This is a genomic window from Erythrobacter litoralis, from assembly GCF_029760855.1.
Lineage (GTDB): Bacteria > Pseudomonadota > Alphaproteobacteria > Sphingomonadales > Sphingomonadaceae > Qipengyuania > Qipengyuania litoralis_A.
In genome coordinates this window covers 1-14,620 of sequence record NZ_SOSI01000001.1, presented here as the reverse complement: position 1 = coordinate 14,620, position 14,620 = coordinate 1, and the positions used below count along the sequence as shown (strand labels likewise).

The following is a 14,620-nucleotide window of genomic DNA, read 5'->3' as shown; positions in this document are numbered from 1 at the left end:
CGGGCTGCTACCCGATCCGAAACGGGATTGAGGAGAATAGGGATGCGTTCGGTAATCTTGCTTGGAAGCGCGCTGGCGCTTTCTGCGTGCGGCGATCAGGGGCCGAGCGACGAAATCGTCGCAGAGTCGACCGAAGCGGGTAATGATACTGGCGCGCTGACAAGCTCTTCCGACGGTGCAATCGGCGGCTCCGCGTCGGACGGTGCTCCCATCGGTATGGAAGAGGCGGCCCGTCGGGCTGAAGGGATCGTGAAACCGCAGCCGGGCCAGTACCGCGCAACGGTGCAAGTGCTCGACATCTCGCTTCCCGGTGCGCCGCCGCAGGTCATGCAACAGATGGAGCAGATGCGGAAAGCTGGTGCGCAGACCCGCGAATATTGCCTGACGCCGGAACAGGCGAACAAGGGCTTCGAAGAGATGATCAAGCAGGCCAATTCCGACGATGCCTGCACCTTTTCCAAATTCGAGGCGGAGGGAGGCAAGATCGATGCGGTGATGAATTGCTCTCGACCCGGGCAAGGGTCAGGGCGAATGGTAATGCAAGGTACTGGCTCGCGCACCTCGTCTAATATGACGATGACGATGAATATCGAAGCGCCGGGCGGCAACCAAATGACCATGAAAATGCGGTCCCAGCAGGAGCGTATCGGCGACTGCTGACCGGATCGCTCCATTTCGGGTCGCAGTTCGCAGCTTTGAAACCCGAGCGCGGGGAACGCGTTGATACGAAGCAATGCTCTCTTTCTCCCCACAAATCCCATTTGCTGCTCGCCGCGAGGAACTTGCCCGGCGTTGGTCCCTGGCGTCCGAGCCTTGCGATGACGGCTCCTGCGGCCCGCCACTCAGATTGCTGCTGGCCGAATTCGGCTGGCCTTTGCTTCCCGTCGAGCGGATGTTTTCCAAATCCGCCGAGATCGAGACAGCCGCCATCCCGAAGACGGTAATGCTCCTGCCCGGGTTCGGCGCGCATCCGGTGCGGATGCGATGGATGGCGCGCGAACTTGAGAAAGCCGGCCATACCGTCAAGAGATGGGGCCAAGGCTATAATCTGGGCGCGACCGAAGATCGGTTTCGCAAGGTCGAGGAGCGACTAATCGCGCTTGCCGATCGGGTCGAGGAGCCGATCGTTCTCGTCGGTTGGAGCCTCGGCGGGGTCATGGCGCGTGAACTCGCCAAGGCCCATCCGAATATTGTTGGTAAGGTCGTGACGCTGGGCTCGCCGTTTTCCGGCAATCCGCGCGCAAATAATGGCTGGCGCGCTTATCAGGCGATCGCCGGCCACCGAGTGGACGAGCCGGAATTCGAGGCAAACCCCAGCGAAAAGCCGCCGGTCGAAACGGTCGCTTTGTGGAGCCCGCGCGACGGCATTGTTCATCCGCGCAGTGCCTGCGGCCGGCCCGGCGAACGCGATCGCGCTGTTGCCTTGCGCTGCACACATATGGGTTTCGTCCTTACCCGCGAGGCCGTGACGGCGGTTCTTTCGGAACTGGATGCGGACTGAACCTTTGTTTGTGTGAACGAGGCGAAAGGCCATCCGGCTTTGTACAACCGCTTTCACGGCATTCAGGGGAAACATGAGCGGCAGGGCCGATTTTTTCGACGAAATGCACGGTTCGGGCGGAAGCGTTCGCCCCGCTTACGCGGATTACTGCAAATGGTTCGACGATCAGAAGGACGAGGTCCTTTCGCGTAAGCATGCCGAAGCGGAAACGAATTTCCGCAAGACCGGCATTACCTTCAATGTATATGGCGAGGACGAGGCGGAAGAACGGCTGATCCCGTTCGACATGGTGCCGCGCATCATCACTGCGGGCGAATGGCGCCGCCTGACGCGCGGTATCGAACAGCGGGTTTCGGCGCTTAACGCCTTCATGCACGATCTCTATCATCGGCAGGAAATCGTGCGTGCCGGGCGCCTTCCCGAACGGTTGCTGCGCGACAACGATGCCTGGCTCGCCAACATGGTCGGCTTCACGCCGCCGGGCGGCGTCTATACCCATATCGTCGGTATCGATCTCGTGCGTACCGGGCCTGACGACTTCTACGTGCTGGAAGACAATGCGCGCACGCCGTCGGGTGTCAGTTACATGCTCGAAAACCGCGAGAGCATGATGGCGATGTTCCCCGAACTGTTCATGCGGGTGCCGGTCGAATCCGTGAGTGATTATCCGCGCCGGCTGGCCGCGAGCCTTGCCGCCTGCGCGCCGAATTGCGCGGAGGGGCGGCCGCGGGTCGCGGTGCTTACGCCGGGCATCTATAACTCAGCTTATTTCGAACACGCCTTCCTCGCCGACCAGATGGGTGCGGAACTGGTAGAAGGTAGCGACCTGCGTGTTGTGGACGGCCGGGTCGCCATGCGGACAACACGCGGATACGAGCCGGTCGACGTCATTTACCGCCGGGTGGATGACGAATTTCTCGATCCGCTGACTTTCAACCCCGATAGTGTTCTAGGCGTGCCCGGAATCATGGACGTGTATCGCGCGGGCGGGATAACCATCGCCAACGCGCCCGGCACCGGGGTGTGCGACGACAAGGCGATCTATTCCTTCATGCCGGAGATCGTCGAGTTCTACACCGGCGAGAAACCGCTCCTGCCGAATGTCGAAACGTGGCGCTGCGCAGACGACGACAGCCGCAAATACGTGCTCGACAATCTCGAGGAGCTCGTGGTCAAGGAGGTGCACGGATCGGGCGGTTACGGAATGCTGGTGGGTCCAGCTTCGACCAAGGCAAAGATCGAGGAGTTCCGCACCAAGATCAAGGAACGTCCAGAAAATTACATCGCCCAGCCGACACTTTCGCTCTCCACCTGCCCTATCTTCACCGATAGCGGTCTCGCGCCGCGCCACGTCGACCTGCGGCCGTTCGTCCTGGTATCGCCGGAAAAAATCGACATCACGCCGGGCGGACTAACCCGCGTTGCGCTGGAGGAAGGCTCGTTAGTCGTGAATTCCAGCCAGGGCGGCGGGACCAAAGATACGTGGGTGCTGAAGGACTGATATGCTCGGACGTACAGCCAACGGCCTTTTCTGGATGTTCCGCTACCTTGAGCGGGCCGAGAACTTCGCGCGCCTGCTCGATGCGGGTCTTCGCCTTGCCTTGACCCGCGACCTGACGACGGCGGAGGAGGAATGGCGCTCGGTCATCGAGACCGCAGGCCAGCGACAGTCCTATGAAGCAAAGCACGCGACCTACACTGGTATGCAGGTGTGGAACTTCATGCTGCGCGACAAGGAGAACCCGTCCTCCATCCTCTTCATGTTCGGACAGGTGCGACAGAATGCACGTCTTGCCCGCAATGCGATTAGCAGCGAATTATGGGAGGCGATCAACACCAACTGGCTGGAGATCGACGAACAGCTGAAAGAGCCTGTCGCCGAAAACCGCGTGCTGGAGACGGTCGCGACGATCCGAAGGGCCGGCACCTTGGCGCATGGCGCCATGGCAGGATCGATGATCCGCGAAGAGCCCTATCATTTCGGGCGGTGCGGAACTTTCATCGAACGCGCGGATTCAATCGCGCGTATCCTCGACATGAAATATTACCTGCTGCTTCCGTCGCTCTCCTATGTAGGGTCGAGCCTCGATACGGGGCAATGGGACCAGGTTCTGCGCTCAGTGTCAGGTGACCGCGCCTATCGCTGGATCAACGCGGCACGGATCGATGCGCGGCGCATCTGCGAATTCCTAATCCTGGATGACCGCTTTCCCCGCAGCCTCGCCTATTGCTACACCCTATTACGCGAAAATCTCGCCGCCCTCGCGCAGCTTCACGGCGCAGAAGGTGAGAGTAACGCCTTGATGCGTTCCGCCGACCAGCGGCTTGCCGACCTCACGATCGACGACATCTTCGATCAGGGGCTGCATGAATTCCTGATTGAATTTACCGGGAAGAATGCCGCCATCGCCTCCGCCATTTCCGACGATTACCGGTTTCTCGCCTGATGCGCCTCTCGATCCGCCATACCACCCGCTACCGTTTCGAAACGCCGGTCGTCCACGCGCTGCAACGATTGCGGCTGGTGCCGAAGGAAACGCAGGGTCAGCGCATTCTCGACTGGTCGATGGACTACGAGAACGCGCACGAGGAGCTGCAATACGAGGATCAGCATCACAACCGCACCACGCTCGTCGCGGTCGAGCCGGGGACGCAGCAGGTCGTCATCACCTGCAAAGGTGCGGTGGAAACCAGCGACCATTCCGGCGTGATCGGACAGCATGCGGGGCACTTGCCGTTGTGGAGCTTTCGCACGCAGACCGCCCTGACCCGTCCGGGCGAACGCATCCGCGCGTTGGTCGACGAACTGGATCCGAACGAGGATCGGCTCGGCACCCTTCATCACCTTTCGAAAACGATTCTTGAGCGGGTTGAATACCGCACCGGAAGCACGACGGTTGCGACTCGCGGCGAGGAGGCGATGCGGGACGGTGCCGGCGTATGTCAGGATCATTCGCATATTTTCATAGGGGCCGCCCGGCTTATGGGTATTCCGGCACGCTATGTGAGCGGCTACCTGATGATGAACGACCGTGTCGAACAGGAAGCGACCCACGCATGGGCCGAAGCGTTCGTCCATGGTTTGGGTTGGGTCGGGTTCGACATTTCGAACGGCATCAGCCCCGATATGCGCTATGTCCGGGTTGCCACCGGTCGGGACTATCGCGACGCTGCACCGGTGACAGGGATTAGCTTCGGCACGACAACCACTGTCCTTGACGTCGAGGTCGCCGTCGAACAGCAGCAGGTCCAGCAGTAAGCCGACCGGAAAGCTTCACATGACATATTGCGTAGGAATGATGCTCGACAAAGGGCTCGTCCTGATGAGCGATACCCGAACCAATTCGGGCGTCGACAACATCTCGGTGTTTCGGAAGATGTTCACGTGGGACGTTCCGGGCGAACGTATCCTGACCCTGATGACCGCCGGCAATTTGGCGACGACCCAGGGGGTGATTAGCCAGCTCGAAGAACGCATGAAGGAACCGGACGAGCGCGACAACGCACTGCTGAAAGCACCGACCATGTTTCAGGTGGCGACTCAGATCGGGCGCTTGCTGCGCACCACCATTGCCCAGCGGCAGGAGGCGAACGGCCAGCGCGGGCAGGGGCGGTTTACCGCCTCGATTATCGTCGCAGGACAGATCAAGGGCATGGAGCCGCGCCTGTTTATGATTTATCCGGAAGGAAATTTCATCGAAGCCAGCAGCGACACTCCCTTTTTTCAAATCGGAGAGACGAAATACGGCAGGCCCATCATCATCCGCGGATACGACCGGACGATGAGCTTGGAAGACGCCGTAAAATTACTCATGGTAAGCTTCGATTCTACGCTGAAGGCAAATTTATCTGTGGGTCTGCCTCTCGATCTGCAGGTTATCAAACGCGATACCTTCGAAGCGAGCCACGAAGAACGTATCAGCGCAGACGATCCCTATTTTCAGGCGATCTCGTCGAGTTGGGGCGATGCACTGAAACACGCGTTTCATTCGCTTCCGGATTACAGCTTTTATCGGAACGAAGACGAAGGGTAATTTAAAGGCAACCTCCACTTAAGGTATGCTAGTTTTCCCGGTGGGAGGAGACATTGCGTAGGTGATACTACGTATTCTGACCATCCGAAGAACTACTGTATAACCTATGACATGGAACAGGTGGAAACAGTTCACGTTTTGGACCGCGCTTCGGACGTAAGGGCGTCTCTCGCGAGAGCAGTCTATGGAGCAGGTTTTCATTGCGAGATATATTCGACGATCGATGAGTTAATCGCCGCCAGCCCTGTAGAAGGTATCGCTCTCAGCCGCGATGAAGCTAGCAATTATCCTATCGGATCCGTTCTCGCTGCTTTTACGGAAAATGACATTTACATCCCCGTGATCGCGATGGCCGAGCAACCGACGACTGCGCAAGTGGTTTCCGGAGTTCGAAGCGGGGCGATCGATTATCTCACGATGCCGATCGATCCGGTCCATCTGGAGGAAACTCTCGCAAGGATAATGGATGAGGCGCTCGCATTTGCGGATTATCGGCGACGGGTCCTGGAAGCACGAAGCCGCATCTCGTCACTGTCGAAACGAGAGCAGGAGGTTCTCGACTGGCTCGTTCGCGGTCGCAGCAGTAAGGTGATCGCCCACGAATTGGCGATCAGTCCCCGAACCGTCGAGGCACATCGGGCGAGCATGATGACCAAACTGTGTGTTACGAACACAGCCGAGGCGATCCGTTTGAAGATGGAAGCCGAGCAAAGTCAGCATATTAATGCGGTCCACTAACTGCTTACTCTTGTTCTTTGAAACTGGCGGATCGGATCCTGTTAAGAATATTAAACAATTCCTTAACGTCATTCTGGGTAACCGCCCGAATTGTGGTTAATAGCAATGTCTGCTGAAAAAGCGGCATGGACCATTTCGAAAACATTGTTCACATGGTGGACGGTTTTAGCGGGCAAACGTCAGCGATTGCCGAGAAACTCGGTCAGTTGGGGTACCGCGTAAACTTTTTCATCAATAGGACCGACTTTCTCCGTCGTCCGCCTGCTACCGGTATCCTGATCGTCGCCGACGAGGTTGAAGACCAGAATGCGGCAACATTCCTCGCTGTCCTCGAAACAGCCGAGATCTGGCTTCCCGCGATCGCCATAGCGGAGTCCCCCAGGCCGGATGCCGTCGTCGCGACGATCAAGGCCGGCGCACTCGACTATCTCTCTGCCGATTGCGCGGAAGGCGACCTAAAGCAAGCGATCGATCGCATTGCATCGGAGGCTGGAGAACAACTGGAGGCGCGCCATCGGATGCAGACTGCACGTCGTCGATTGAATAGCCTGACATCAAGAGAGCGACAGGTCCTCGATCTGGTGGCTCGGGGTTTCAGCAACAAGATGATCGCTCGGGATCTCGATATCAGTCCCCGGACAGTCGAGATCCATCGAGCGAACATGATGGCAAAGATCGGTGCGCGCCATGCGGCCGAAGCGGTCAAGATTTTGGTTGAAGCGTCCGGTGACCCCATTCAAGCCTTGGCCGCCTGAACCACATCAGCGGCAGAAGCTTCCATCTCCCGCCTCAAGATGAAGGTGATCCTGATGGGCGGCGTTGTAATCCGGGCCTAACACCGTGCCAAACCTCTTGCAGGCGCTACGATGCACGACGCGCAGGAATTCGCGCTCGTCGCTCGCGCCGGTCCATCCGGCCTTGACGGATATTCGTCGGCCATTTCCCAGCACGAACCCACCGATATCAACCGCCTCTGCCCGCGCATGGGCGGAGCGACGCGTGCTGCCCGCAATGTTGCGACATGAATAGCTGCCCATCGTTTCGATCCGCGCAATTGGGCTGCCCAGGATTTGTCTTGCCGCCCGGTCAACGGCGAACCGCGCCCATCCGGCCAATGCGTTGGCGGCAGGGCAGGCGAGGGGGCCGAGATTGGTCACGGCGAATTGACCGGTATCGCTTCCCACCCGGTCGAGCTGCACGCTGTTCAATACGCTGCAGCCGCCGCCGTAATCGCGATCGGGCAGCGAGGTGAAACGCGCATTGGTCCGCCCCAGTTCGGCAAGGCATTGCTGACCCAACGGCGATGCCGTTTGCGACTGCGAAGGACGGCCGACATCGGCGGGGTGGGCCGCCGAACGATCCGAGGCCGCGATGCCGCACCCGGCGAGTGACAGCATCGCCAGCAAAATGAGTAAGGGGCGGGCAGATCGAAAGGCCATAGCGTATCTTATCGGTGTTCCCGATTTACGAAAGCCTGACATTTCCGGTCAGGATGGAATGGCTGCTTCGCGCGTGGAAGTCGCCTTGCTGACCAGCCATGTCGCCAGCCATGCGGCGATGAAGCCGGGGACGATCTCGTACAATCCGCCATCGAAGCCGGGTAGTTGCGCGTTCCAGCCCAGTGCGATCCATGCCGCTACCACGCCCGCGCCCGTTACCAGGCCGGCCACCGCGCCCGCGCCGGTCATCCGCTTCCACGTCAGCGACAGGAGGATGAGCGGCCCGAACGCCGCGCCGAATCCGGCCCAGGCGTTGGAGACGAGACCCAGCACTTCGCTTTCCGGATCGCTCGCGATGATTATCGCGGCAAGGGCCACCAGTGCGACGCAGACTCGCCCGATGTTTACGCTTTCCCGCTCGCCGGCGTTCTTGCGAAAGAAGAGTTTATAGAAATCCTCGGTCAGCGAGCTCGACGCGACCAGCAATTGCGAACTGATGGTCGACATGATCGCAGCGAGCAGTGCCGCCAGCAGAAAGCCGGTGATGAGAGGATGGAACAGCAGATTGGCGAGAACGATGAAGATCGTCTCCGGATCGTCCACCACCATCCCGTTGCGATCTACGAAGGCGCGCCCTGCGATGCCGATGCCGATCGAGCCCAGCAGGGCCACGCCCATCCACGTCATCCCGATATTGCGGGCGACCTTCACGCGTTCCACCGTATCGATCGCCATGAAGCGCACGATGATGTGCCGCTGCCCGAAATAACCAAGGCCCCAGGTTACCGCGCTAATGTAGCCAAGCGCGGTCAATCCTTGCGTCAGGCTGAGGAAGCCGGGGACTTGGACGTCGGTCAACGAACCGCCCGCACTGCCGCCTTCGCCGAACATCACGACCAGCGGCATCACGATCAGCGCCGTCACCATGATCAGGCCCTGCACGAAATCGGTCAGGCTGACGGCAAGAAAGCCACCAACCATCGTATAGGCAAGCACGACGAGACAAGTGACCCAGATGCCGAGCATGTAATCGCTCATACCCATATCGGGGAATAGCCCCGCGAAACTCGTTTCGAACAGCTTGCCACCGCCGACGAGGCCCGCCGCGGTATAAACCGCGAAGAAGACCACCACGATCAGCGCAGAGATCACACGCAACGCCACCGCCTTTTCGGGAAAGCGATTGGCAAGGAATTCGGGAATTGTCAGCGCATTGCCTAGTTCCTCGGTCTGCTTGCGCAGGCGGGGGGCGACGAGGATCCAGTTCGCGAAAGCGCCGACGAACAGGCCGATGCCGATCCATGCCTCGACCAGACCGGCGGCATAGAGCGCGCCGGGCAGGCCCAGCAGCAACCAGCCGCTCATGTCGCTCGCCCCGGCGGACAGGGCGGCCACGGCAGGGTGCAGGTTGCGCCCGGCGAGGAGATAGCCCTCGCTGGTATCGGTCGAGCGCTTCCACGCCCACAGCCCGATGGCAATCATGAGGATGAAATACAAAGCGAGGGAAATGAGTGTTCCGGTCTGCATGATGGGTCACGTAACAAAGGAAATCGGGAATGACCACTAGGCGGGGGTGGCGCTACGCGGGACCGAACGGGTAAGCATTTCGCAATGCCGGCGATCGAACCCATTACCGCCTTGATGGCGCTCGCCTTTTGCGCCGTGCATTTGTTCGTCGCGAAGCTGCGCTTTCTCGACACGGAGCCGCGCAGCAGGTGGCTGAGTTTCGCGGGTGGAGTAGCGGTCGCCTATGTGTTCCTCCATATTCTACCGGAACTCGGCGCCCATGGAACTACGTTCGAGCGGGCCTTGGGCATTGCGCGCGGTGCGGCGGAGGCCTGGGTCTATACGCTGGCGCTAGCAGGGCTTGCCTTGTTCTACGGCGTAGAGCGGGCGGTGGTGACATCGCGCGGCGGGCGGGAACGAGGCGACGGTCGGCGTCCGGGAAGCGGGGTGTTCTGGCTTCATATTGCAGCAAATTGCCTGCTGATCTTCATCATCAGCTACCTGCTCAATCACCGCGAAGATGCGACGGTAGGCGGTCTGGTTTTATTCTTCGTCGCCTTGCTGCTGCACTTCGTTACTGCCGACTTCGCCAGCCGTGCGGATCATCCGGAAATTTACGACAGCGCGGGGCGCTGGGCGCTGGTCGCCGCGACGCTGGGAGGTTGGATCACCGGCCTGTTCGTCGAACTGCCGCAGATCGTCATCGGATGCCTGTTCGCTTTCGTCGGCGGGGCGATGGTGCTCGTCATCCTGAAGGAAGAGCTGCCGGAAGAACGCGAAAGTCGCTTCCTTCCCTTCCTTCTCGGCGCGACAATCTATGCGGCTCTGGTGATCGGCGAGTTCTACGTGATCGAATAAACGGCCGGACCTTCGGGCGGGTGATCGGGTTGGGTGGATGACCCCTCCCACTTTTTCGAAGGATTAGCCAATGGACCGTTTCTCCAATTCGACCGTCATCGTCACCGGTTCCTCGTCCGGGATCGGCGCGGCAACGGCCCACCGGTTCGTGCGCGAAGGCGCGAACGTCGTGCTCAATTCGCGAACGCGCGAAGATCTCGAAAAGGTTGCCGCCGATATGGACGAAGAGCGCACACTGATTGTCGATGGCGATGTCGGCAAGAAAGGCTTTGCCAAGACGCTCGTCGAAAAAACGCTCGATCGCTTCGGCGGGCTCGATGTGCTGGTGAACAATGCGGGCGTGGCCACCGCGGGAATGCTCGCCGAGGCGGAGGATGACGATATCGAAAGCCTTATCGACATCAATGTGAAGGGTCTGCTCTATCTCTGCCGCGCGGCGATACCCGCTTTATCCGAAAGCACGGCGAAGGGCGGCGGCGCGATCATCAATACATCCAGCGTATCCGGGACCGGCGGGGACTGGACGATGCCGATCTACAATGCGTCCAAAGGCGCCATCACCAACCTTACGCGCGGGCTGGCGTTGCAGCTCGGCCCGAAGGGTGTTCGGGTCAACGCGGTTTGCCCGTCGCTGACGAAGACGGGAATGAGCGAAGGCATTCGCGACGACGAGAGGCTGATGGACGCTTTCCTCCAGCGCATTCCTCTCGGCCGGGTGGGCGAGCCGGAAGACGTAGCAGACGTCATCGCCTTCCTCGCATCCGAAGATGCGCGCTTCGTCACCGGGGCGAACCTGCCCGTCGACGGCGGGGTAAGCGCGTCGAACGGGCAGCCGAATTTCATGGCCTTGAAGAATTAAGCAAGGGCGATGCCGCGCGGGAACTCAGCCCTGCGCGGAACGCTTCGCCCGCTTGCGCTCGTGCGGATCGAGGATCGCTTTGCGCAAACGGATGCTCTCGGGCGTCACTTCAACCATCTCGTCGTCGTCGATATAGGCGATCGCCTGTTCCAGCGTCATCACGCGTGGCGGGGTGAGCCGGATCGCATCGTCCTTCCCCGTTGAGCGGAAGTTTGTGAGCTGCTTCGACTTCATCGGATTGACTTCGAGATCGTCGGGCTTGGCATTCTCGCCGATCACCATGCCTTCGTAGATTTTCGCGCCGCCGCCGATGAACAACTCTCCGCGATCTTCCAGCGCGTTGAGCGCATAGGGCACGGCCTCGCCCGGCACCATCGAGATCAGCACGCCGTTCTGGCGTCCTTCGATGGGCCCGCGATGCGTGTCGTACTTTTCGAACAGGCGGTTCATGATGCCCGTGCCGCGCGTGTCCGAAAGAAATTCGCCGTGATAGCCGATGAGGCCGCGCGACGGGGCGGAGAAGGTGATGCGGGTCTTGCCGCTGCCGGACGGGCGCATCTCGGTCAGCTCGGCCTTGCGGCGCTGCATCTTTTCCACAACCGTGCCCGAATATTCGTCGTCCACGTCGATCACGACGGTCTCGAACGGCTCCATACGCTGGCCGTTCTCTTCGCGGAACAGCACGCGGGGGCGGGAAATGCCGAGTTCGAAGCCTTCGCGGCGCATCGTCTCGATCAACACGCCAAGTTGCAATTCGCCGCGGCCCGCGACTTCGAAGGCGTCCTTGTCCTCGGCCTCGGTGATGCGGATAGCAACATTGGTTTCCGCCTCGCGGTAGAGCCGGTCGCGGATCATGCGGCTAGTCACCTTGCTGCCCTCGCGCCCGGCAAGCGGGCTGTCGTTGACGGCGAAGCGCATGGCCAGCGTGGGCGGATCGATCGGCTGTGCCTGGATCGGCTCGCTGATCGAAGGATCGGCGATGGTGTTGGAGACGGTCGCCTTTTCGAGGCCCGCCAGCGCGATGATGTCGCCCGCCTGCGCGCTGTCCACGGGGACACGCTCCAGCCCATCGAAGCTCAGGAGCTTGGTCGCGCGGCCTGTTTCGATGACGTTGCCGTCAGCATCCAGCGCATGGATCGGGTCGTTCAGCTTGATCGTGCCGGACTGCACCCGGCCGGTCAGCACACGACCCATGAAATTGTCGCGGTCGAGCAAGGTGGCGAGGAAGCTGAATGGCCCGCTGGTGTCGAGCCCCGGCGGGGGCACATGATCGACGATCAGCTGGAACAGAGGATTGAGGTCGCCGCTACGTGCATTTTCGTCCTCGCTCGCATAACCGTCGCGGCCCGAAGCCCAGAGCGAGGGGAATTCAAGCTGCTCGTCGTTCGCATCGAGATTGGCAAAAAGGTCGAACACTTCGTCGAGTACTTCCTGCGGCCGCGCATCGCTACGGTCAATCTTGTTGACGACCACGATAGGACGCAAGCCCAGCGCCAGCGCCTTGCCGGTGACGAACTTGGTCTGCGGCATCGGCCCTTCGGCACTGTCGACCAGCAGGATGACGCCATCGACCATGCTGAGGATGCGCTCCACCTCTGCGCCGAAATCAGCGTGACCGGGCGTATCGACGATATTGATGCGCGTGCCGTTCCATTCGACGCTGGTGCACTTGGCGAGAATGGTTATCCCACGCTCTTTTTCGAGATCGTTCGAATCCATCGCCCGTTCCTCAACGCGCTGGTTCTCGCGGAAGGTGCCGGACTGGCGGAAGAGCTGATCGACGAGAGTGGTCTTGCCGTGGTCGACGTGGGCGATGATCGCCACGTTGCGCAGGTCGCGGGACATAATAGTGCTTTCGATTGGTAAAGTGGGGGCAGGGCTGCAAAGCGCCCACCCAATTCGTGCGCGCCCCTAGCGGAAGAGGACGCCCGCGGCAAGGTGGTTGGGAAGAGCAAGCATGTCATGCGCATCCGACCGGCATTCGCGCACGATTGTATATATTTTCACCTATACCCCGATACAAACGTCTGCGAATGCGAAGGGGGAATGCAAATGAATGGATGACTCTGCCATACAAGCGCTATGCCGAATTTTCGGGGCGGTCGCGTCGCAAGGAATACTGGATGTTCGCCCTGCTAATGGTCATCGTCTACACAGTGTTATTCTTCGTCGCTGGCGGTGCGGCCTTGTTCGATGAAACGGGCGGCGGTGTGGGCATAGGGATGATCCTCATCGCCATTTTTGCGCTCGTATCGTTTATCCCAGGGTTAGCTGTCCAGGTTCGTCGGTTCCACGATCAAGGGCGTTCGGGGTGGTTCGTGCTGCTAAACCTCGTCCCGTATATCGGTCCGCTTGCGATATTTGTCTTCATGTGTCTCGACGGTACGCCAGGGCCGAACGGATATGGCCCGGATCCCAAAGGCCGAGACAGTCTCGACCGACCCGATGCCTCAGGCGGGGTCAGCTACCGCTAAAGCGCCCGCAATGCCTGGGCCGGTTTCGCTCGCAATAGCGGGAGCGAGCCGCCCAGCGCGAAGGCGAATACCACAACGAGGCCGGCGCCAAGCACGGCGAAGACATCGCCCCAGTCGGGCAGCCAGTCGAATTCGAACAGTTGGGTGACGATCAGCCATGCGGTCAGGCTGCCGAGGCCGAGCGCGACCACGGCAAGTGCCGCGGCGAGCAGGGCGTATTCGATCAGCTGCATCGTCAGGATCTGCCGCCGGTCCGCGCCCAGCACACGCAGGATTACCGTGTCGTAGGTCCGCGCGGCACGCGCTGAGGCGATTGCGCCGAGAAGAACGGCGAGACCTGCCAGCACGGCGACGCACGCCGCCGCCAGCGTGGCAAGGCCGACCTGTTCGAGGATCGTACGCGCCTGCTCCAGCACGCCGCCCACTTCGATAACGGAGGCGGAGGGGAAAGCCCGCACCATGTCCTGCAGCAGCGGTCCGGTCGGCGTTCCGCCTGTCAACTCGATCGTTGCGGCGAGGTTGTGCGGCGTGTCGGCAAGCACATTGGGGCTGAGCACAAAGACATAATTGAAGCCGAGGCTTTCCCAGTCGATTTGCCGTAGATTGGCGATCCGAGCCGTGCGTTCGACGCCGAGCACGCCGAAGGTAAGATAATCGCCGATCTCGAGGCCGGCGGCTTCGGCGAATTCGGCATCCACCGACACCAGCGGTTCGCCCTGCCACATCGGGCCCCACCATTCGCCTTCGGTCAGGCTGTTGCCTTGGGGAAGCTGGTCAGAATAGGTAAGGCCGCGCTCGCCGCGCAGGGCCCACGCGCCGTCGGGGATGTCGTCGAGATCGGCAGTGCGGGTCATGTCGCCCTGCGGACCGAAAGCGAGGACCGATCCGCGCAGGGCCGGGACCATGCGGATCGTTGCCTGCGGGTCTTCGGCGCGGACGATATCGCGGAACTGCGCCTCGCCGTCGCGCGGAATGTCGAGCACGAAATAGTCCGGCGCCTGATCGGGAACACGGCTCTCGATATTTCCGTCGATCGCGCTCTGCACGGCGGCGAGCAAAACGAAGGCAGAGAGGCCGAAGCCCAAGGCCGTCACGAGCGCGCCGGTGTTCGAGCCGGGCCGATGAAGGTTGGCAAGTGCGGTCCGCACAACCGGGCTCGCGGGGCGGGGCAGGCGGGCCGCGGGCCGCGTTGATGCCCCACCCCCGGGCCA

Annotated in this window: 15 protein-coding genes; 11 read left to right on the top strand and 4 right to left on the bottom strand. The window is 60.8% G+C overall.

The genetic code is table 11. The annotated features are described in order from the left end of the window. Positions 1–42: 42 nt before the first annotated feature. From E3U23_RS00075 to E3U23_RS00040, 8 genes are all read left to right on the top strand, one after another. Complete coding sequence (locus tag E3U23_RS00075; protein WP_279349127.1) at positions 43–660, top strand: DUF3617 domain-containing protein; 618 nt, start codon at positions 43–45, stop codon at positions 658–660. 187 nt (positions 661–847) lie between these two features. Then, positions 848–1,501 carry an esterase/lipase family protein gene (locus E3U23_RS00070; RefSeq protein ID WP_279349126.1) on the top strand — a complete coding sequence of 218 codons (654 nt, stop codon included), beginning with the start codon at positions 848–850 and terminating at the stop codon, positions 1,499–1,501. A gap of 73 nt (positions 1,502–1,574) precedes the next feature. Next, the gene (locus E3U23_RS00065; RefSeq protein ID WP_279349125.1) at positions 1,575–3,002 is read left to right on the top strand and encodes a circularly permuted type 2 ATP-grasp protein; all 1,428 of its coding nucleotides are present in this window, start codon (positions 1,575–1,577) and stop codon (positions 3,000–3,002) included. 1 nt (position 3,003) lies between these two features. Next, on the top strand, positions 3,004–3,948 hold the full coding sequence (locus E3U23_RS00060; protein ID WP_279349124.1) for an alpha-E domain-containing protein: 945 nt from the start codon (positions 3,004–3,006) through the stop codon (positions 3,946–3,948). After that, the gene (locus E3U23_RS00055; RefSeq protein WP_279349123.1) at positions 3,948–4,760 is read left to right on the top strand and encodes a transglutaminase family protein; all 813 of its coding nucleotides are present in this window, start codon (positions 3,948–3,950) and stop codon (positions 4,758–4,760) included. The genes E3U23_RS00060 and E3U23_RS00055 overlap by 1 nt, the downstream gene beginning before the upstream one ends. Positions 4,761–4,779: 19 nt before the next feature. Further along, complete coding sequence (locus E3U23_RS00050) at positions 4,780–5,535, top strand: proteasome-type protease (protein WP_279349122.1); 756 nt, start codon at positions 4,780–4,782, stop codon at positions 5,533–5,535. A 348-nt stretch (positions 5,536–5,883) separates the two neighbouring features. Continuing rightward, entirely contained in the window at positions 5,884–6,273 is a 390-nt protein-coding gene (locus E3U23_RS00045) for a response regulator transcription factor (protein ID WP_279349121.1), read from the top strand. A gap of 125 nt (positions 6,274–6,398) precedes the next feature. Next, complete coding sequence (locus E3U23_RS00040; protein ID WP_279349120.1) at positions 6,399–7,028, top strand: response regulator transcription factor; 630 nt, start codon at positions 6,399–6,401, stop codon at positions 7,026–7,028. A gap of 6 nt (positions 7,029–7,034) precedes the next feature. Here the strand turns inward: E3U23_RS00040 and E3U23_RS00035 are convergent, their stop codons facing one another. Both E3U23_RS00035 and putP read right to left on the bottom strand, forming a co-directional pair. Further along, the gene (locus E3U23_RS00035; protein WP_279349119.1) at positions 7,035–7,670 is read right to left on the bottom strand and encodes an extensin family protein; all 636 of its coding nucleotides are present in this window, start codon (positions 7,668–7,670) and stop codon (positions 7,035–7,037) included. Between the two features lie 90 nt (positions 7,671–7,760). Beyond that, the gene (gene putP, locus E3U23_RS00030) at positions 7,761–9,239 is read right to left on the bottom strand and encodes a sodium/proline symporter PutP (protein ID WP_279349118.1); all 1,479 of its coding nucleotides are present in this window, start codon (positions 9,237–9,239) and stop codon (positions 7,761–7,763) included. 84 nt (positions 9,240–9,323) lie between these two features. On the opposite strand from putP, the gene E3U23_RS00025 reads away from it, so the two are divergent. Further along, on the top strand, positions 9,324–10,076 hold the full coding sequence (locus tag E3U23_RS00025) for a hypothetical protein (RefSeq protein WP_279349117.1): 753 nt from the start codon (positions 9,324–9,326) through the stop codon (positions 10,074–10,076). Between the two features lie 70 nt (positions 10,077–10,146). Then, positions 10,147–10,935 (top strand): SDR family NAD(P)-dependent oxidoreductase, encoded by a 789-nt coding sequence (locus E3U23_RS00020; RefSeq protein ID WP_279349116.1) that lies wholly within the window; start codon positions 10,147–10,149, stop codon positions 10,933–10,935. Between the two features lie 24 nt (positions 10,936–10,959). Here the strand turns inward: E3U23_RS00020 and typA are convergent, their stop codons facing one another. Next, entirely contained in the window at positions 10,960–12,780 is a 1,821-nt protein-coding gene (gene typA / locus E3U23_RS00015; RefSeq protein WP_279349115.1) for a translational GTPase TypA, read from the bottom strand. Positions 12,781–12,995: 215 nt separating this feature from the next. Here typA and E3U23_RS00010 point away from each other — a divergent pair, with 215 nt between their 5' ends. Continuing rightward, the gene (locus tag E3U23_RS00010) at positions 12,996–13,409 is read left to right on the top strand and encodes a DUF805 domain-containing protein (protein WP_279349114.1); all 414 of its coding nucleotides are present in this window, start codon (positions 12,996–12,998) and stop codon (positions 13,407–13,409) included. Here the strand turns inward: E3U23_RS00010 and E3U23_RS00005 are convergent. Then, positions 13,406–14,620 (bottom strand): ABC transporter permease (locus E3U23_RS00005; RefSeq protein ID WP_279349113.1); only part of this gene is annotated, 1,215 nt, incomplete at its 5' end. The two genes, E3U23_RS00010 and E3U23_RS00005, sit on opposite strands and share 4 nt — an antisense overlap.

Bases quoted from the DNA above. Each gene is read 5' to 3' on its own strand.
- E3U23_RS00075 (WP_279349127.1), top strand. From the start codon at position 43: ATGCGTTCGGTAATCTTGCTTGGAAGCGCGCTGGCGCTTTCTGCGTGC.
- E3U23_RS00065 (WP_279349125.1), top strand. From the start codon at position 1,575: ATGAGCGGCAGGGCCGATTTTTTCGACGAAATGCACGGTTCGGGCGGA.
- E3U23_RS00060 (WP_279349124.1), top strand. From the start codon at position 3,004: ATGCTCGGACGTACAGCCAACGGCCTTTTCTGGATGTTCCGCTACCTT.
- E3U23_RS00055 (WP_279349123.1), top strand. From the start codon at position 3,948: ATGCGCCTCTCGATCCGCCATACCACCCGCTACCGTTTCGAAACGCCG.
- E3U23_RS00050 (WP_279349122.1), top strand. From the start codon at position 4,780: ATGACATATTGCGTAGGAATGATGCTCGACAAAGGGCTCGTCCTGATG.
- E3U23_RS00045 (WP_279349121.1), top strand. From the start codon at position 5,884: ATGGCCGAGCAACCGACGACTGCGCAAGTGGTTTCCGGAGTTCGAAGC.
- E3U23_RS00040 (WP_279349120.1), top strand. From the start codon at position 6,399: ATGGACCATTTCGAAAACATTGTTCACATGGTGGACGGTTTTAGCGGG.
- E3U23_RS00035 (WP_279349119.1), bottom strand. From the start codon at position 7,670: ATGCTGTCACTCGCCGGGTGCGGCATCGCGGCCTCGGATCGTTCGGCG.
- putP (WP_279349118.1), bottom strand. From the start codon at position 9,239: ATGCAGACCGGAACACTCATTTCCCTCGCTTTGTATTTCATCCTCATG.
- E3U23_RS00025 (WP_279349117.1), top strand. From the start codon at position 9,324: ATGCCGGCGATCGAACCCATTACCGCCTTGATGGCGCTCGCCTTTTGC.
- E3U23_RS00020 (WP_279349116.1), top strand. From the start codon at position 10,147: ATGGACCGTTTCTCCAATTCGACCGTCATCGTCACCGGTTCCTCGTCC.
- typA (WP_279349115.1), bottom strand. From the start codon at position 12,780: ATGTCCCGCGACCTGCGCAACGTGGCGATCATCGCCCACGTCGACCAC.
- E3U23_RS00010 (WP_279349114.1), top strand. From the start codon at position 12,996: ATGACTCTGCCATACAAGCGCTATGCCGAATTTTCGGGGCGGTCGCGT.